The organism is Aeromicrobium sp. EU05-FHT14F07, from assembly GCF_058790455.1.
The window spans coordinates 1-18,575 of the sequence record NZ_JBYTCR010000032.1 but is presented as its reverse complement, the minus strand read 5'-3'; the positions used below and the strand labels follow the sequence as shown (position 1 = coordinate 18,575).

The following is an 18,575-nucleotide window of genomic DNA, read 5'->3' as shown; positions in this document are numbered from 1 at the left end:
TGGCTGGGGCGTTGAGCGTGGCTGATGGTGCGCGGGTCGTCGCGCGGCGTGCGTTGGCGTTGCGTGCCCTGGCCGGTCGCGGAGCCATGGCCGTCCTGCGAGCCGACGCCGACACCGTCGAGCGACTCCTCCAGGACGGCCGCTGGGCGGGCGACGTGGAGGTCGCCGCGGAGAACGCGCGGGACGCGGTCGTGGTCTCCGGCGGCGTCGACGCCGTGGCGGAGGTCGTCGAGGCCGTCGAGGCCCGAGGCGTCCGGGCGACCCACGTCGCGGTGGACTACGCCTCGCACTCCGCGCACGTCGAGGAGCTGCGTGATGAGCTGCTCGGGCAGCTCGCAGACATCTCCCCGCGCGACGCCCAGGTCCCCCTCTTCTCGACGACGCTGCGGCGTCCGGTCGAGGGCACCGAGCTCGACGCCGGCTACTGGTACGAGAACCTGCGACGGCGGGTCCACCTGAGGACGGCGATCGAGGCGCTGGCCCGTGAGGGGCACTCGGCCTTCCTCGAGGTCAGCCCGCATCCCGTCCTCACGGCGGCGGTCGCCGAGACGGTGAGCGAGACGGGTGTGGACGCCGCGGTGCTGGACACGCTCGAGCGCGACGTCGAGGAGGTCGACCGGCTGCAGCGCGCCGCTGGCGCGGCCTACGCGGCCGGTCTCGACGTCGACTGGCGGGCGCTGGTGCGCCCCGCGCAGGTCGTGCCGCTGCCGACGTATCCCTTCGAGCAGCGCAGGTACTGGCTCGCACCTCGGCGCCCGGAGCAGGTCAGGGACCCGATCGCGGACTGGTTCCTCACCGAGACGTGGACGAGCGTTCCCCCGGCCTCCCCCCGCCAGGTCCCGGCGCGCTGGTGGATCGTCGTCCCCGACCACGTCCCCGCAGCGTCGTGGGCAGGTCCCGTCAGTGAGGCACTCCGGGTCGCCGGGACGACGGCGGCGACCGTCACCCTCGCCGACCTGGCGGACGAGGTGGGCCCCGGCGACGGCATCCTCTCGCTCCTCGCGGTCGGTTCCGGCGACGTCTCGTCCACGCTGGCCCTGCTCGCTCGAGTCCAGGACCACCGGGGTCCGGTATGGGTCGCCACCACCGCAGCGGTCGTCGTGGCGGACGAGGACGCCGGTCGAGTCCGACCGGACCAGGCGTCCGTGCGCGCGCTCGGCCAGGTCGCCGGACTCGAGCGGGGCGCTGCCTGGACGGGACTCGTGGACCTCCCTGCCGACACGGGCCCCGCGGGGCCCGCGCCGCAGGACGTCGAGGCGGTCGTGGCGGCCGTGCTCGGCGCCGAGGACCAGGTGGCCGTGCGCGACGGGCAGGTCCGCGCGCGACGGCTCGTCCCGTGCGAGCCGCCGCCGAGCGGTCAGTACGTCCCGCCACGAGGCACCGTCGTGGTGACCGGCGGGACCTCGGGTCTCGGCGCCGTCACCGCGCGGTGGCTGGTGGAGCGAGGGGTCCGCAGCCTGGTTCTCCTGAGCCGCCGCGGCCCGGACACGCCCGGTGTCGACGACCTGGTCGCGGACCTCCAGCGCGCCGGGGCCGTGGTCACCGTGCAGGCGTGCGACGTCACGGATCGCGCGAGCCTGCGTCGGGCGCTGTCCGCCCACGACGAGATCACCGGCGTCGTCCACGCCGCAGGGCTGCCGCAGCACCAGGCGCTCGCCGACATGGACACCACGTCCCTGCGCCGGGTGCTCGACGTCAAGGCGACAGGAGCGGCCCTGCTCGACGAGCTCGTGCCCGAGGCCGAGCTCTTCCTCCTCTTCTCCTCGGGGGCGGCGGTCTGGGGCAGCAACGGCCAGGCCGCGTACGCCGCCGGCAACGCCGCCCTCGACGCCCTCGCGCGGCGCCGTCACGCTGCGGGCCGCGCGGCGAGCTCGGTGGCGTGGGGTCTGTGGGAGACGGGTGGCATGACGCAGGATGCTGCCGCCGTCGACTACCTGCGCGACCGTGGGGTGACGCCGATGGTCGTCGAGCTGGCCCTGGCCGCGCTGGACCGTGTGCTGGCCGCGGGAGTCCCGAACGCGGTGGTGGCCCAGGTCGACTGGCCTGTCTTCGCGGCCGCGTACTGCGCCGCACGCCCGCGACCGCTGCTGGACGTCGTCCGCGGGCCGGCCGGCCCCGGCGGTGCGCCGGAGGAGCCGGAGCTCGCCGAGGCCGCGGGCGCTGAGGACCCGCCCGGGTTGAGCGCCGAGCTCGCACCGCTCCCCGCCGCCGAGCGCCGGTCCCGTCTCCTCCGTCTTGTGCGCGTCCACGCCGCGGCCGTCCTGGGGCACGACGACCCGGCCACGATCCGACCCCGGGACTCCTTCAAGCAGCTCGGCTTCGACTCTCTCGCGGCGCTGCGTCTGCGGGACAGCCTCCAGAAGGCCTCCGGCCTGACGCTGAGCAGCACGCTCGTCTACGACCACGCCGATGCCACCGAGGTGGCCGAGTATCTCGACGGGTGTCTGGCCGTCGATGAGCAGCAGGAGACGGCGGTGCCGCAGGGCGACGGCATCGCCAGTCTCGAGCGTGAGCTCATCGCGCTCGAGGACGCTGACCGCGCCGAGGCGGTCGATCGGCTCCTGGGGCTGGTGGAGCGGCTGCGGGCGGCCCCTGCCACCGCACGGCCCGAGCTGGCCGAGGTCGACGACGACCTGGTCGACGCCGATCTCGACGAGCTGGTCGCTGCACTCGGCCGGGAGCTGGGGGACGAGGGTGCCACCTGACCACCGCACATCCCAGGAGTCCCGCGCCACGCACGACGACGGAGGAACGATGAACGAGCAGGACCCGCAGGACAGGACCGCTGCGCTCCTGCGCCGAGCGACCACGGAGCTGCGCGCGGCGCGGCGCCGGGTGCAGCAGCTGGAGTCGGACCCGGTCGCCGTCGTGGCCATGGCATGCCGTCTGCCTGCCGGGGTCGACACCCCGGAGAAGCTGTGGGACCTGCTCGAGGCTGGCGAGGAGACCCTCTCCCACTTCCCGGAGGACCGCGGATGGGACCTCGAGGGACTCTTCCACCCCGATCCCGACCACCCCGGGACGAGCTACGTCGACCAGGCGGGCTTCCTGGACGACGCGGCGGGCTTCGACCCCGAGCTCTTCGGCATCGCCCCGCGGGAGGCGGAGGCGATGGACCCGCAGCACCGCATCCTGCTCGAGACGTGCTGGGAGCTCTTCGAGCGCGCGGGCATGGACCCGCTGGGACTGCGAGGCTCCTCGACGGGGGTGTTCGTCGGCGCTGCGAAGTTCGGCTACGGCGAGGGGGTCTTCGGCGACCCCGACGGCTACGCCGTCACCGGCACGGCTCCGTCGGTCGCCTCCGGACGGCTCTCGTACACCTTCGGTCTCGAGGGTCCGTCGCTGACGGTCGACACGGCCTGCTCGTCCTCCCTCGTCGCCCTCCATCTCGCCCTGGACTCGCTCCGCAAGGGGGAGTCGCGCCTCGCCGTGGTGGGTGGCGCGGCGGTGATGGGCTCGCCGGACGTCTTCGTCGACTTCAGCCGGCAGCGCGCTCTGGCGGCCGACGGACGGTCGAAGGCGTTCGGAGCCGGTGCCGACGGCTTCGGGTTCTCCGAGGGAGTGTCTCTCGTCCTGCTCGAGCGGCTCTCGGAAGCCCAGCGGCTTGGTCATCCGGTCCTGGCCGTGGTGCGGGGCAGCGCCGTGAACCAGGACGGTGCCAGCAACGGTCTCTCCGCGCCCAGCGGTCGGGCGCAGCGGCGCGTGCTGCGCGCCGCGCTCGAGCGCTGTGGCCTCGAGCCAGACGACGTCGACGTGGTCGAGGCCCACGGGACCGGCACGGCCCTGGGAGACCCGATCGAGGCGGGCGCGCTGCTCGAGGTCTACGGCCAGGACCGCGCCCGGCCGTTGGGGCTCGGCTCGGTCAAGTCGAACCTCGGGCACACGCAGGCCGCGGCCGGAGTCACCGGTCTGCTCAAGCTGGTGTTGGCCCTCCAGCACGAGCGTGTGCCGCGCACCCTGCACGTGGACGAGCCCAGCACCCACGTCGACTGGTCGTCGGGATCGGTCCGTCTGCTCGACCGGCCGCTGCCCTGGCCGCGGTCCGAGCGGCCGCGACGGGCCGGGCTCTCCGCCATCGGCATCAGCGGCACGAACGCGCACGTCATCGTGGAGGAGGCCCCGGCACCGGACGCCGCCGCCCCCGTACCGCAGGACTCTCCCGCGCCGGTCCTGCTCCCGCTGTCCGCCCGGACGTCTGAGGCGCTGGCGCAGCAGGCCCGTCGCGTCGCCGATCTCCTGCGCTCGCAGACGATCGACCTCGCCGACCTCGCGGTGAGCCTGGGGACGACCCGCGCGCACCTCGAGCAGCGCGCCGTCGTCGTCGCGGAGACGTCGGAGTCCGCCCTCGACGCTCTCGAACGGCTGGCCCTCGACGACCCTGAGGCCGACGTCGTCCGGGGGGTGGCGGAGGCGGGAGGTCGCACGACGGCCTTCGTGTTCCCGGGACAGGGTTCCCAGTGGGTGGCCATGGGGCTCGAGCTGATGTCGACCAGCCCGCTCTTCGTCGAGGTGGTCGACGCGTGCGACGAGGCGATGCGCCCGTGGCAGGACTGGTCCGTCGCCGACGTCCTGCGTCAGGATCCGGACTCGCCGGGCCTGGACCGCGTCGACGTGGTCCAGCCGGTCCTCTTCACCGTGATGGTGGCCCTCGCGCGCCTCTGGCGTAGTCGTGGCGTCGAACCGGCTGCCGTCGTCGGCCACTCCCAGGGTGAGATCGCCGCCGCCCACGTCGCGGGGATCCTCACGCTCGAGGACGCCGCGCGGCTCGTCGTCCTGCGCAGCCAGGCGTTGCGGCGGCTCTCGGCGCGTGGGGGCATGGTCGCGGTCGCGTGCAGCGAGTCGGAGGCACGTGAGCGGATCGGTCCCTGGGAGCCGGCGCTGGCGGTCGCGGCCGTGAACGGTCCACGGTCCGTCGTGGTCTCGGGCGACCGCGACGCGCTGGAGGCCCTCGTCGCGTCGTGCGAGGAGGACGGCGTGCAGGCGCGGACCATCGACGTCGACTACGCGTCGCACTCGCCGCACGTCGACGAGGTGCGCGAGGAGGTGCTCGAGCGGGCACGAGGGGTGCTGCCGCAGGACGGCGACACGCCCTTCTACTCGACGGTGACCGCAGGGCCTCTCACCGGCTCCGAGCTGGGTGCGGCGTACTGGTTCAGGAACCTGCGGGAGTGCGTGCGTCTGCACGAGACCGTCGACCTGATGGCGGACCAGGGCTACGACGCGTTCATCGAGGTGAGCCCGCACCCCGTCCTGCTGCCGGCGGTCACGGAGACGGTCGAGGCGCGCTCCGGCGGCGAGGACGGCGTCGTGCTGCCCACGTTGCGCCGCGGAGAGGGCGGGCTCGCGGGTTTCTCCCGCGCCCTGGCGGCGGCGTACGTCGCCGGGGTCGAGATCGGGTGGCGCGCGGTCGCGCCCGGCGCCACGGCTCGCGCCCTGCCCACGACCTATCCCTTCCAACGTCGCCGCTTCTGGCGAGCCGAGCGGCGTCCTCACGCCCGCGCCGGACGTCTGTTCCACCGGGTCGACTGGTCGGAGCTGGACCCGACGGACGAGGGCCCCGTCCCTGCTGGCACGTGGCTCGTCGTCGTCCCGGAGGAGTCCGTCCACGGGTGGTCACCCGTCGTCGTCGAGGCGATCAGGCGCGCTGGGGGCGACGCGCAGGTCGTCACGCTCGCCGAGGTCGCCGCGGCGGGTGGCGGGCTCGTCGATGCGCCCGACCGGTGGGTCGGCACCGTCGTGCTCCCGCCGTCCGCCGAGCAGGACCCGGTGTCGGCGGCAGAGGCCGCGCGCAGCACCGTCCAGGCGCTCGCGCGGGTCGGGGGCGGTGCACCCGTCTGGCTCCTCACGTCTGGCGCGGTCTCCACGGCGCCGGGGGAGGCTCCGGCCCGACCCGAGCAGGCGACGCTGCATGGCCTGGGGCACGTGGCCCGTCTGGAGCTCGGTGGGCGCTGGGGCGGCGTGGTCGACCTCCCGGCGACCGTGAGCACCGACGTCGTCGCTCCGCTCACGGAGGCGTGGAGCCGACGGCGTGAGAGCGTCATGGCGATCCGCGGCCGCCGGTTGCTCGGCCGTCGTCTGCGCGCCGACGGAGTCCGCCGGGTCGAGCGGTGGAGGCCGCGCGGAACCGTCCTCGTCTCCGGTGCCGCCACGCCCGTGGGTGCGGTGCTCGCGCGCTGGGTGGCGCGGAACGGCGCCGACCGTCTCCTGCTGGCCGGGCGATCGCCGGACGCACGGCTGCTGCGCGAGCTCGAGGAGATCGGGGTCGAGGTCTCGACCAGTGCCGTCGAGCTCGCCGGCCTGCGGGACGCGATCGGTGAGGACGAGCTGACGGCAGTCGTGCACGCGGAGTCGGACCCGGTCTTCGCGCCGGTCGTCGACGCCGACGCCGACGGCTTCCAGCGCACCGTCGAGGCGCGCTCGGCGCTGCCCGACCTGCTCGACGACCTGCTCGACGGTCGCCGGTTGGAGCGCGAGGTCCTCTGCTCGTCGGTCGCCGCCACGTGGGGCGGCGCGGGCATGGCCGCCTACGCGGCCGGTGCCGCCTACCTGGAGGCGACGGCTGCGCGGAGGAGGTCCGAGGGCCACCACACCAGCGTGGTGGCGTGGACACCCTGGGACCTCCCGGCGGGCCACGATGCCGCACCCGACCTCACGGGAAGTGGTCTGCGGCCCCTGTCCGAGTCGCGAGCCCTCGAGGCCTGGGAGGCGGTCCTGGACGCCGCCCCCTCGGACGTCGTCGTCGCCGACGCGGACTGGCCGGCCCTCGCCGACGAGTTCTCCGCAGCCCGCCCGACCTCGCTGTTCGACGGCCTCGTGGAGGCGCCTGCCCCGTCCCCGACCGTCACCGCTGCCCCCTCGCAGGACAGCGAGGCACCGGGCACCGGCAGCGTCGAGCTGCAGGCCATCGTGGCGCTCGGCGCCCAGGACCGCCGCGACGGCGTGCGCGCCCTCGTGGCGGAGGTCGCTGCCGACGTCCTCGGGCAGGACGACGCCTCTCGGGTGAGCCGGACCCGAGCGCTGCGTGAGCAGGGGCTCGACTCGCTGGGAACGCTGGCCCTGCGCAAGAAGCTTGCAGCCCGTACCGGGCTTCCTCTTGCGGCCTCCCTGGTCTACGACCACCCCAGCGTGAGTGCGATCGCGGACCACCTCCTGTCGACCGTGGACCCCGTGGATCGTGCTGACGACGAGGGCCCCGCAGGTCGCCTCGCCAGCGACGAGCCGATCGCGATCGTCGGCGTCGGATGCCGCTTCCCCGGAGGGATCCAGAGCCCCGAGGCCCTGTGGGACCTGCTGCGTGCGGGTGACGACGTCATCGGCTCCTTCCCCGAGGACCGCGGGTGGGACGTCGGTGCCCTCTACGACCCCGAGGGGGTCCGGCCTGGCACCAGCTACGTCGACCGCGGCGGGTTCCTCGACGACGTCGCGTCCTTCGACCCCGGCTTCTTCGGCATCACCCCGCGCGAGGCCCTCGCCATGGACCCCCAGCAGCGGCTCGTGCTGGAGACGTCCTGGGAGGCCATGGAGCGAGCGGGGATCGACCCCGAGACGGTACGAGGCAGTGACGTGGGCGTCTACCTCGGCATGAACGGACAGTCCTACGCGGACCTGCTCGACGGCGAGGGTGACCGGGTCGACGGCTACAAGGGTCTGGGCAACGCAGCGAGCGTCCTGTCGGGGCGCGTCGCGTACACGTTCGGGTGGGTCGGCCCGGCGCTGACCGTCGACACCGCCTGCTCCGCCTCGTTGGTGGCGGTCCACCTCGCCGTCCGCGCCCTGCGCAGCGGTGAGTGCTCGATGGCGCTCGCCGGTGGTGTCACGGTGATGACCGACCCCTACACGTTCGTCGACTTCAGCTCCCAGCAGGGGCTCGCCCGCGACGGCCGGTGCAAGGCCTTCTCGGCCGACGCCGACGGCTTCGCCCTCGCGGACGGTGTCGCCACGATGCTCCTGGTGCCGCTGTCGCGGGCGCAGGAGCTCGACCTCCCGGTCCTCGGCCTGGTGCGAGGGTCGGCCGTCAACCAGGACGGGGCCAGCAACGGCCTCGCCGCGCCGAACGGGCCCTCCCAGGAGCGGGTGATCCGCGCCGCACTCGCGGACGCGGGTCTCGCCCCGCAGGACGTCGACGTCGTCGAGGCGCACGGCACGGGGACGCAGCTCGGCGACCCGATCGAGGCCGGTGCACTACTCTCCACGTACGGCCGCGACGCCGACTGCCCGGTGCACGTAGGGTCCGTCAAGTCGAACCTGGGGCACACGCAGGCGGCCGCCGGTGCTGCCGGCATGCTCAAGGTGCTGCTCGCGCTGCGGCACGGGGTGGTCCCGCGGACCCTCCACGCCGACGAGCCGACGCCGCACGTGGACTGGGCGTCCGGCGGGCTGCGGCTCGCGCAGGACGACGTACCGTGGCCGCGGGGCGAGCGTCCCCGCCGCGCTGGCGTCTCGTCCTTCGGCGTGAGCGGGACCAACGCGCACGTGGTGCTCGAGGAGGCGCCGGACGCCGGGACCGTCGACCGACCCGTCCCCGACGCGGCCCGCGCCGTCCCCCTGGTGCTCTCGGGACGCAGCGAGGGTGCGGTGCGCAGCGCCGCCCACCAGCTCGCGGCCCGGCTGGCCGACGGCACGCACGACGTCCGCGACGTCGCCTGGACGTTGAGCCGCGGACGCAGCGCGATGGAGTGGCGCGCGGCGGTGCCGGCCGACGACGTCCAGGCCGCCGTCGCCGCCCTGGAGGCGCTCGCCGTCGGCGCGCCGACGGCCGACGTGGTCGGCCCGACGCTCTCGCGACCCCGGCGGGTGGTGCTCGTCTTCCCGGGCCAGGGCTCCCAGTGGGACGGCATGGCGCGGGACCTGCTCGCGACCTCGACGGTCTTCCGGCAGTCCATGCAGGAGTGCGCGCAGGCACTCTCCGCCCACGTCGCGTGGGACCTGCTCGACGTCGTGGAAGGACGGGGAGACGTGGACCCCGAGCGGGTCGACGTGCTGCAGCCCGTGCTGTTCTCGATGATGGTCTCCCTGGCGCGCACGTGGCGCGAGCACGGACTCGTCCCGTCGGCCGTCGTCGGCCACTCCCAGGGCGAGATCGCTGCCGCCTGCGTGGCCGGCGCGCTGTCCCTGGACGAGGCCGCCCGCGTCGTGGCCGTGCGCAGCCGGGCGCTGCGGGAGATCGACGGCGACGGCGGCATGGTCTCGGTCGCCGTCCCGGTGGACGAGGCAGAGCGTCTGCTGGCCCCCTGGGCCGACCAGCTCGCCGTGGCGGCGGTCAACGGTCCGCGCATGGTCGTCGTGGCCGGCCCCGTGGAGCAGCTCGACGCGTTCTGCGCCGCCGTGGAGCGGGCCGGGCTCGAGCCACGACGCGTCTCGGTGGGCTACGGCTCCCACTCCGGCGAGGTCGAGCGGGTGCGGAAGCAGGTCCTCGACGCGCTCGGCGACGTGCAGGTGCGCACGAGCGAGGTCCCTGTGTACTCGACGGTGACCGCAGAGCGGATCGACTCCGCGTCGATGGACGCCGGCTACTGGTACGACAACCTGCGCGGACGCGTGCGCTTCACCGAGACGGTCGAGGCCCTCGTCCGCGACGGGCACGACCTGTTCGTGGAGGCCAGCCCGCACCCCGTGCTGCTCGGCGGCGTGCAGGACGTGGCCGACGACCTCGGCGCCGACGTCGACGTGGTCGCCACCCTGCGGCGCGACCGCCCCGGCGCGCGCGAGCTCGCCCGGGCGACGGGCGAGGCGTTCGTCCACGGCGCGAGCGTGGAGCCGGCGACGACCGTGCCTGACGGCCGGTTCGTGGACCTGCCCACCTATCCCTTCCAGCGGGAGCGCTTCTGGCCCCGTCGCCGCAGCCCCGTCCCGGTGACGGACAGCGGTCTGCCCGGGGTCGACCACCCGGTGCTGAGCACCGTCGTCGAGGTCCCGGGCAGCGGTGAGCGCGTGCTCGTAGGGCGCCTCGACCCGCAGACCCACCCCTGGCTCGCCGAGCACGTGGTCGAGGGTCGGCACCTGGTGCCGGGCAGCGTCCTGGTCGAGCTGGCCCTGGCGGCGGGCGAGCTGGTCGGGCTGCCGGTCCTGGAGGAGCTGCTCCTGCAGGAGCCGCTCGAGCTGCCCGCCGCCGGTGGTCTGCGCCTGCGCCTCGTCGTCGGCCCCGTCGACGACGGCCGCTGCGACCTCCACGTGCACGCCGCGCCCGACGGCACGCAGGACCCGACATGGACGCTCCAGGCCAGCGGGGTCCTGGGCGCCGACGCGACGGCCAGCGGCCCGACGTCCGACGGCTCGGCATGGCCGCCCGCGGACGCCGTCGCGATCGAGCTCGACGGGCACTACGACACGCTCGTCGGTCTCGGCTTCGAGTACGGACCGTCCTTCCAGGGCCTGCGACGTGCGTGGCGTGCCGGCGAGCGGGTGCTGGCCGAGGTCGAGGTCCCGGCGGCGCGGCACGGGTTCGTCGTCGACCCGGTGGTGCTCGACGTCGTGGCGCAGACCCTCGGGGTGGCCGCCGCCGAGTCCGGCCGGCTGCCCTTCGCGTGGAACGGCGTGCAGGTGCGCGGGCCGGTCGTCGGCCCGCTGCGCGTGGTGCTCGGCGGCGATCCCCGGTCGAACGCGTCGCTCGAGGTGGTCACGCCTGCCGGCGCGACGGTGCTCACCGTCGACGGCATCGTCGTCCGTGACGCTGCGGCCGGCACCGACCTGCGCAGCGGGACGTTGCAGTCAATGACGTGGGTACCGGCGCAGCCGGACGGACCGGCGGCGGCCGTCACCACGGTCGAGGTCGCGACCCTCGACGAGCTCGACGCGTCCGGTCGCCCCGACGCGGACCTCGTCGTGATCCGGCACGTCGACGACGACCCGGACTCGATCACCGCCACGCGGCGCGCCGTGACCTGGGCCGCCGACGTGGTCCGCCGCTGGGGTGCGGCCGACCGTGGCCGCGCTCGTCTGGTCGTGGTCACCGACGGCGGTGCGTGCGTCGGGGCCGGCGACCCGCCCCCGCGGCCCGGCCCTGCGGCCGTGTGGGGAGTCCTGCGGGCGGCCCAGGCGGAGTCCCCCGACCGGTTCCTGCTGGTCGACGGCGCACTCGGCGCCCCCGAGCGCCCGGACCTCCCGCAGGTCGCGGTGCGCGACGGGGTCCCGCTGGTACCCCGCCTGGGGGACCGGCCGGCCTCGTTGGTGCCGGGTGTGGGCCAACGGGTCGCCCCGGGCTCGGGGTCCATCGACGGACTGGTGCTCGAGACGATCCCCGCCGCGCAGCTGCAGCCCGGTCCGGGCGAGGTCCGTGTCGCGGTCCGCGCCACCGGCCTGAACTTCCGCGACGTCATGCTGGCGCTGCGGGTGTACCCCGACGCCGCCCTCATGGGCACGGAGGCCGCCGGGGTCGTCGAGGCCGTCGGAGAGGGGGTCACCTCCGTCAAGGTCGGCGACCGGGTGCTGGGCCTGTTCGCCGGTGCGTACGCCGAGCACGCCGTCACCGACGCCCGGCTCGTGGCGCCGCTGCCCCCGGACTGGTCGTTCGCGCAGGGTGCGGCGGTCCCCATCGCCTTCACCACCGCCTACTACGCGCTGCACGACCTGGCCGACGTCCAGCAGGGTCAGACCGTCCTGGTGCACGCGGCGGCCGGCGGTGTCGGCATGGCCGCCGTGTCGCTGGCCCGGCACGCCGGCGCCGACGTCCTGGCGACCGCGTCGCCGGCCAAGCACGACGCAGTCCAGGCCCGCGGCCTCCCCGCGGACCGGGTGCGCTCGTCGCGGACCTCCGGGTTCGCCGACGCCTTCCTCGACCACACCCGCGGCCGAGGCGTCGACGTCGTCCTCAACTCCCTCACCGGGCCACTGCTGGACGAGACGATCCGGCTGGTGGCCCCGGACGGGGTGGTCGTCGAGCTCGGCAAGGCCGACCTGCGCGACCCGGCCGACGTCGCGGCGCGCTACCTGCCGTTCGACCTCGGCGAGGTCGGCCCCGACCGGCTCGGCGAGATCCTGCGCACGGTCGTCGGCCTCTTGGCGGGCGGACAGGTCCAGCTCGTGCCGGTCAGCGTGCGGCCCCTGGCGAGCCTGCGCGCGGCCCTCACGGAGATGAGCCGTGGCGGACACGTCGGCAAGCTCGTCGTCGAGCAGTCCCGTCCGTCCGCGCTCGAGGGGACCGTGCTGGTGGTCGGCGGCACCGGGACGCTGGGGTCGCTGGTGGCGCGCCACCTGGTGTCCTCCCACGGCGTCCGGCACCTGCTGCTCATCAGCCGTCGCGGCCCGGATGCTCCGGGCGCGGCCGACATGGTCGCCGAGCTGGAGGCCGAGGGGGCTCGCGTCGACGTCGTCGCGTGCGAGGCCACCGACCGCGCCCGCCTGGCCGAGGTCGTGCGGGGCGTTCCCGCGGAGCGCCCGCTCGTGGGCGTCGTGCACGCCGCCGGCGTGCTGGCCGACTCGCTCGTGGTGTCCATCGACGCCGACGCGGTGGAGACCGTGGTGGCTCCCAAGGTCGACGTCGTGCAGCACCTGGACGAGCTCACGGCGGACCTCGACCTCGACCTCTTCGTGGTGTTCTCGTCGGCGGCCTCGGTGCTCGCCGGACCTGGACAGGGCGTGTACGCCGCCGCGAACGCGGCCGTCGAGGCCTGCGTGGCGCGACGTGCGTCGCGCGGCGCGCGGGCGACCGCGCTCGGGTGGGGACTCTGGCAGGACTCCAGCGACCTGACCCGCGGCCTGGAGGACCAGATCGCCGGCACCGGGGTCGCCCCGCTGTCGCGTGCCCGGGCGCTGGAGCTGCTCGACGAGGCGCTCGGCACGGACGAGCCGGTCCTGTACCCGATGGCGCTCGACCTCGACGCGCTCGCCGAGGCCGACGTGGTCCCCGAGGTGCTGAGGGACCGTGTGGTGCCGACGCGCGGGCGGCGCGGGACCGAGTCCGACCGCGACGAGCGGGGCACCGACTGGGCGTCGAGGCTGGGCGGTCTGGACGCCGACGCGCGACGGACGGAGGTGCTCGACCTGGTCCGCACGCACGCCGCTGCGGTGGCCGGCTTCTCCAGCGCGGCACAGCTGCCCGAGCAGCGCGCCTTCCGCGACCTGGGGTTCGACTCGCTGGCCGCGGTCGAGCTGCGCAACCGCCTCCGCGACGTGACGTCGGTGCGGCTGCCGAGCACCCTCGTGTTCGACTACCCGACGGCCGAGGCGGTCGCCGAACGGCTCCTGGAGGACCTGGAGCCGGTGGTGGAGCACGACGCCTCCTCGCTGGAGGAGCAGCTGGCCGCGCTCGAGCGGGCGGTGCGCGACGCCGCGCCCGACCAGCTGCCCGCGGACCTCGGGTCGCGGGTGCGGGGACTGCTCGACGTCCTGCCCGCGGGCGAGGTCGAGGGACGCGCACGGGACGGAGGTGCCGCCGCCGCGGCCCTCGTCGACGACGACACGAGCGACGACGAGCTGTTCTCGTTGCTCGACGCCCGGCTGGGCGCTGAGGGGGACCAGGACCGATGAACGCAGGACGTGACGACGATCGCGGCGGCCAGGCGGCCGGGTCGACGGTGGAGGCGCGGCTGAGGCAGTACCTCAAGCGCACGCTGGGCGAGCTCGAGTCCGTGACGGCCGAGCTCGACGAGGTGACGGCGCAGTCCCGCGAGCCCGTCGCGGTCGTCGGCATCGCGTGCAGGCTGCCGGGCGGCATCGACACGCCCGAGCAGCTGTGGCAGGTCCTGGTCTCCGACGGCGAGGTCGTGTCGGTCGCACCGGCCGACCGGGGATGGCCGACCGGTCCGGGGGAGCGCCGCGGCGGCTTCGTCGACGACGTCGCCGGCTTCGACGCCGCCTTCTTCGGCATCTCGCCGCGCGAGGCGCTCGCGATGGACCCGCAGCAGCGGATCCTGCTCGAGGTCGCGTGGGAGGCCGTGGAACGGGCCGGTCTCGACCCGCGCTCGCTGCGGGGCAGCTCGACCGGCGTGTTCGCGGGGGTCGGGGCGTCCGACTACGGCCCGCGACCCGACGAGGCTCCCGATGAGCTCCTCGGGTACGTCGGCATCGGCAACGCGTCGAGCGTCGTGTCCGGGCGGGTCGCGTACACGCTCGGCCTCGAGGGGCCGGCCCTGTCCGTCGACACGGCGTGCTCCTCCGGCCTGACCGCGACCCACCTGGCCGTGCAGTCGCTGCGCCGGGGCGAGTGCTCGCTGGCCCTCGCCGGCGGTGTCACGGTGATGAGCAGCGCCGGTGCCTTCACGGAGTTCGAGAGTCAGGGCGGCCTGGCCGCGGACGGTCGGTGCAAGCCCTTCGCCGACGACGCGGACGGCTTCGGACTGGCCGAGGGGGCCGGCGTCCTCGTGCTGCAGCGGGTGAGCGACGCGCAGCGCGACGGGCGTCGGGTCCTGGCGGTGCTGCGTGGCACTGCCGCGAACCAGGACGGTGCCAGCAACGGACTCACCGCGCCGAGTGGTCCCGCCCAGCGTCGCGTCATCACCGAGGCGCTGGACCAGGCCGGTCTGCGTGGCGTCGACGTCGACTACGTCGAGGCGCATGGGACGGGCACCCGTCTCGGCGACCCGATCGAGGCCCACGCCCTGATGGACACCTACGGCGCCGGCCGCACGGCCCCGCTCGCCGTGGGCTCGGTGAAGTCGAACGTCGGGCACACGCAGGCCGCCGCTGGCATCGTCGGCGTCATCAAGACCGTGCTCGCCCTGCAGCACGACTGGCTGCCGGCGTCGCTGCACGCCGACAACCCGTCGTCGCAGATCGACTGGGACGACCGGATCGAGGTCGTGACGCGGGGCCGGGCGTGGGAACGGGGTGAGCGGGTCCGCCGCGCGGGCGTCTCGGCCTTCGGCATCAGCGGCACCAACGCGCACGTCGTCGTCGAGGAGGGTCCCGGTCCGGTCGAGCCGGAGCCGGACGCAGCGACGCCCGGACCGACGGCGACCGGTCGCGTCCCCGTCCCGCTGCTGCTGTCCGCCAGGACGCCGCAGGCGCTGCGGGCCCAGGCGCGCCGGCTGCTCGACGCCGGCGTCCTGGCAGCGGGCGCCCCGGTCGTGCCCGTGGCCGCCTCCCTGCTGCACCGCCGCAGTCGGCTGGAGCACCGCGCCGCTGTCGTCACCGACGACGCAGGTACCGCGCGTGCTGCGCTCGGTCGCCTCGCGGAGGGCCAGCCGTCGCGGGACGTGCTGCTCGGGCGGGGTCGTGACCGCCGCCGGCCCGCGTTCGTCTTCCCGGGCCAGGGAGCGCAGTGGGTGGGCATGGGCGCCGACCTCCTCGAGCACTCCACCGTGTTCGCTGACGTGATGCGGGAGTGCGACAGAGCCCTCGCGGCCCACCTCGACGTCTCGGTGCTGGAGATCCTGCGGTCGGGGTCGCCCCTGGACCGCGTCGACGTGGTGCAGCCGGCCCTGTTCGCCGTCATGGTCTCGCTCGCCGAGGTGTGGCGGGACCGCGGCGTGCGGCCGTCCGCCGTGGTGGGGCACTCCCAGGGCGAGATCGCCGCGGCCCACGTGGCCGGGGCGCTCGACCTGGAGACCGCGGCGCGGGTCGTCGCGCTGCGCAGCAGGGTCCTGCGCGGCATCGCGGGCCGCGGCGGCATGGTGTCGCTCGCGACCACGCCCGACGACGCGGACCGCAGGATCGCCCCGTTCGGCGACGCGCTCGCCGTCGCGTCGGTCAACAGCCCGCGCGCCGTGGTGGTCGCGGGCGACCCGTCCGCGCTGGACGACCTGCTCGCGCAGTGCGAGGCCGACGGGCTGCGCGCCCGCCGGATCCCGGTCGACTACGCGTCGCACACCGCGCACGTGGAGTCGCTGCGGGACGACGTGCTGCGCGAGCTGCGCGGCGTCGACGCGACGACGAGCCGGGTCCCGCTGCACTCCTCGCTCACCGGTGCGCCCATCGACACCAGCACCATGGACGCCGACTACTGGTTCAGGAACCTGCGCGGCCAGGTCCGGTTCGCCGAGGCGGCGCGGAGCCTGCTCGACGAGGGCACGGACGCCTTCGTCGAGGTCAGCCCGCACCCGGTGCTGACGATGGCGCTGGAGCAGGTCGTCGAGGACAGCGACGCCGACGTCGCCGTGCTCGGGACGCTGCGGCGCGGCGAGGGCGCCGCCCCCGACCTCGTCCGGGCCCTCGCGGAGGCCCACGTCGCGGGCCTGCCCGTCGACTGGTCGCGCGAGCTCCCCCGCGAGGCTGCCACGGCCGAGCTGCCGACCTACCCGTTCCAGCACGAACGCTTCTGGCTGGAGACGCCGCTCGCGGGTGTGCGTACCGCGGGACCCGCCGACGGCTGGCGCTACACGGTGCAGTGGGAGCGGACCGAGGTCGCCGACGCCTCGGTCACGGGTCGCGTGCTGCTGGTCGCGTCGGACCCCACGGTCCCCGAGGTCGACACCGTCCGACGTGCCGTGGAGCAGCGCGGCGGGCGGGTCGAGGTCGTGCGCCCCGACGACGTCGAGGCGCCGTGGGGACGCCCGGGCGTCGACGGCACGCCGACCGTTGGCGTCGTCGCCCTCCCGCACGACGGCGACGAGCGCGACCCGCTCGCGGCCACGGAGGGGCTGGGCGTCCTCGTGCGCTCGTGGTCCGGCGCGCAGGACCCGGCGCCCCTGTGGGTCGTGACCCGCCGCGCGTCCGACGCCGGTGGCATCACCGTCGACCCCACTCAGTCGGCCGTCGCCGGGCTCGCCCGCGTGGTGGGGCTGGAGCACCCGCAGGCGTGGGGTGGTCACGTCGACGTCGACGAGCTCGACGACGACGCCGCCGGGGTCGTGGCGGCGACGGTCGCCGCGGCCGGCCCGGAGGACGTCCTCGCGGTGCGCGGCACCGACGTGTGGGCGGGTCGTCTCACCGCCGACCCGGTCCCGCAGGAGCCCCGGCCCTGGACCCCGTCGGGCACCGTGCTGGTCACCGGCGGCCTCGGTGCGGTTGGACGGCACGTGGCGCGTTGGCTCGCGCGTTCGGGCGCGGAGCACCTGGTGCTGCTCGGCCGTGCGGGTGAGCGTGGCGAGGGGGCCGCGGAGCTCCGCGCCGAGCTGGAGGCCCACGGGGTCGGGGTCAGCGTGCACGCGTGCGACGTCGCCGACCACGACGCGCTCGCCGCGGTGGTCGCTGCCGAGCGGGCCGAGGGTCGCACGGTCGAGGCGGTGTTCCACGCCGCGGGCACGTCGACGACGACACCCGTGGTCGCGCTCGAGCCGGCCGAGCTGCGTCGCGTCGCGGCCGCCAAGGTGCAGGGGACGCTGAACCTGGCCGACCTGTGCGCCGAGGCAAGCACGCTGGTGCTCTTCTCGTCCAACGCCGGCGTCTGGGGCAGTCCGGGGCTGGGGGCCTACGCCGCCGCGAATGCCTTCCTCGACGGCTTCGCCCGCAGCCGGCGCTTCACCGGCGTCACCTCCGTGGCCTGGGGCCTGTGGGCCGGCGAGACGATGGCCGGCGCGGAGGGCAACACCTACCTGGAGGGTCAGGGGGTGCGGGCCATGCGGCCCGAGCACGCGATCGCCGGGCTGGAGACCGCCCTCACCCGGGGTGACACCTGCGTCTCCGTCGTCGACCTCGACCTCGACCGCTTCGTCGACGTGTTCTCGGCCGCGCGACGCCGGCCCTTCCTCGACCGGCTCGCGCCCGCGCCGCAGGAGGCGCCGCGGGCCGCGGACGCGTCGGCGGCCGACCTGCTGGTCGGTGCCACGACGCCGGAGGAGCGGCGCCGTCGTCTCGAGGTCGTCGTCCACCGCGAGGTGGTCGGCGTCCTCGGTCTCGACGAGCACGCGGCCGTGGACCGGCACGTCGCCTTCCGCGACCTCGGGTTCGACTCCATGACGGCGGTGGAGCTGCGCAACCGTCTTGCGGAGGTCACCGGGCTCCGCGAGGGCGTGACCGTCGTGTTCGACCACCCCACGGTCCACCGGCTCGCGCAGCACTACCTCGACCGGCTCCTGGAGTGGTCGGCCGACGAGGTCGCGCCGGCCCCCGGACCCCCGGCGGTGCCGTCGGCGCCGTCGACGGAGGAGGATCCGATCGTCATCGTCGGCATGGCCTGCCGACTCGCCGGCGGCGTCCGGACGCCGGAGGACCTCTGGGACCTCGTCGTGCGTGGCGGGGACGCCGTCACCGACATCCCGACCGACCGCGGCTGGGACCCGGACCTGCTCGCGGGCATCGCCGAGACCAGCGAGGCCGAGACGATGCGCGGCGCGTTCCTCGACGGGGCCGCCGACTTCGATGCGGCGTTCTTCGGGATCTCGCCGCGGGAGGCGTTGGCGATGGACCCGCAGCAGCGCCAGGTCCTCGAGACGACGTGGGAGCTGTTCGAGAACAGCGGGATCGACCCTCGGTCCCTGCGCGGCACCCGGACAGGCATCTTCCTGGGTGCGGCGTACCAGGGCTACGGCCGCGACGCGGACGTGCCGCAGGAGGCGGAGGGCTACCTCCTGACCGGTGGTTCGTCGGCCGTGGTGTCGGGTCGGGTGGCGTACGTGCTGGGTCTGGAGGGGCCGGCGATCACGGTGGACACGGCGTGTTCGTCGTCGTTGGTGGCGTTGCACTTGGCGGTGGGGGCGTTGCGGTCGGGTGAGTGTGATCTGGCGGTGGCGGGTGGTGTGTCGGTGATGGCGGGGCCTGAG

General features: G+C 75.1%; 3 protein-coding genes. All 3 read left to right on the top strand.

Translation table 11 applies throughout. From position 1 onward, the window contains the following. The coding region (locus AC3WRM_RS17940; RefSeq protein ID WP_492270938.1) for a type I polyketide synthase at window positions 1–2,705 on the top strand (2,705 nt) is incomplete at its 5' end. Between the two features lie 49 nt (window positions 2,706–2,754). Next, on the top strand, window positions 2,755–13,464 hold the full coding sequence (locus AC3WRM_RS17935) for an SDR family NAD(P)-dependent oxidoreductase (RefSeq protein WP_492248300.1): 10,710 nt from the start codon (window positions 2,755–2,757) through the stop codon (window positions 13,462–13,464). Continuing rightward, the coding region (locus AC3WRM_RS17930) for an SDR family NAD(P)-dependent oxidoreductase (protein WP_492270937.1) at window positions 13,461–18,575 on the top strand (5,115 nt) is incomplete at its 3' end. The genes AC3WRM_RS17935 and AC3WRM_RS17930, both read left to right, overlap by 4 nt.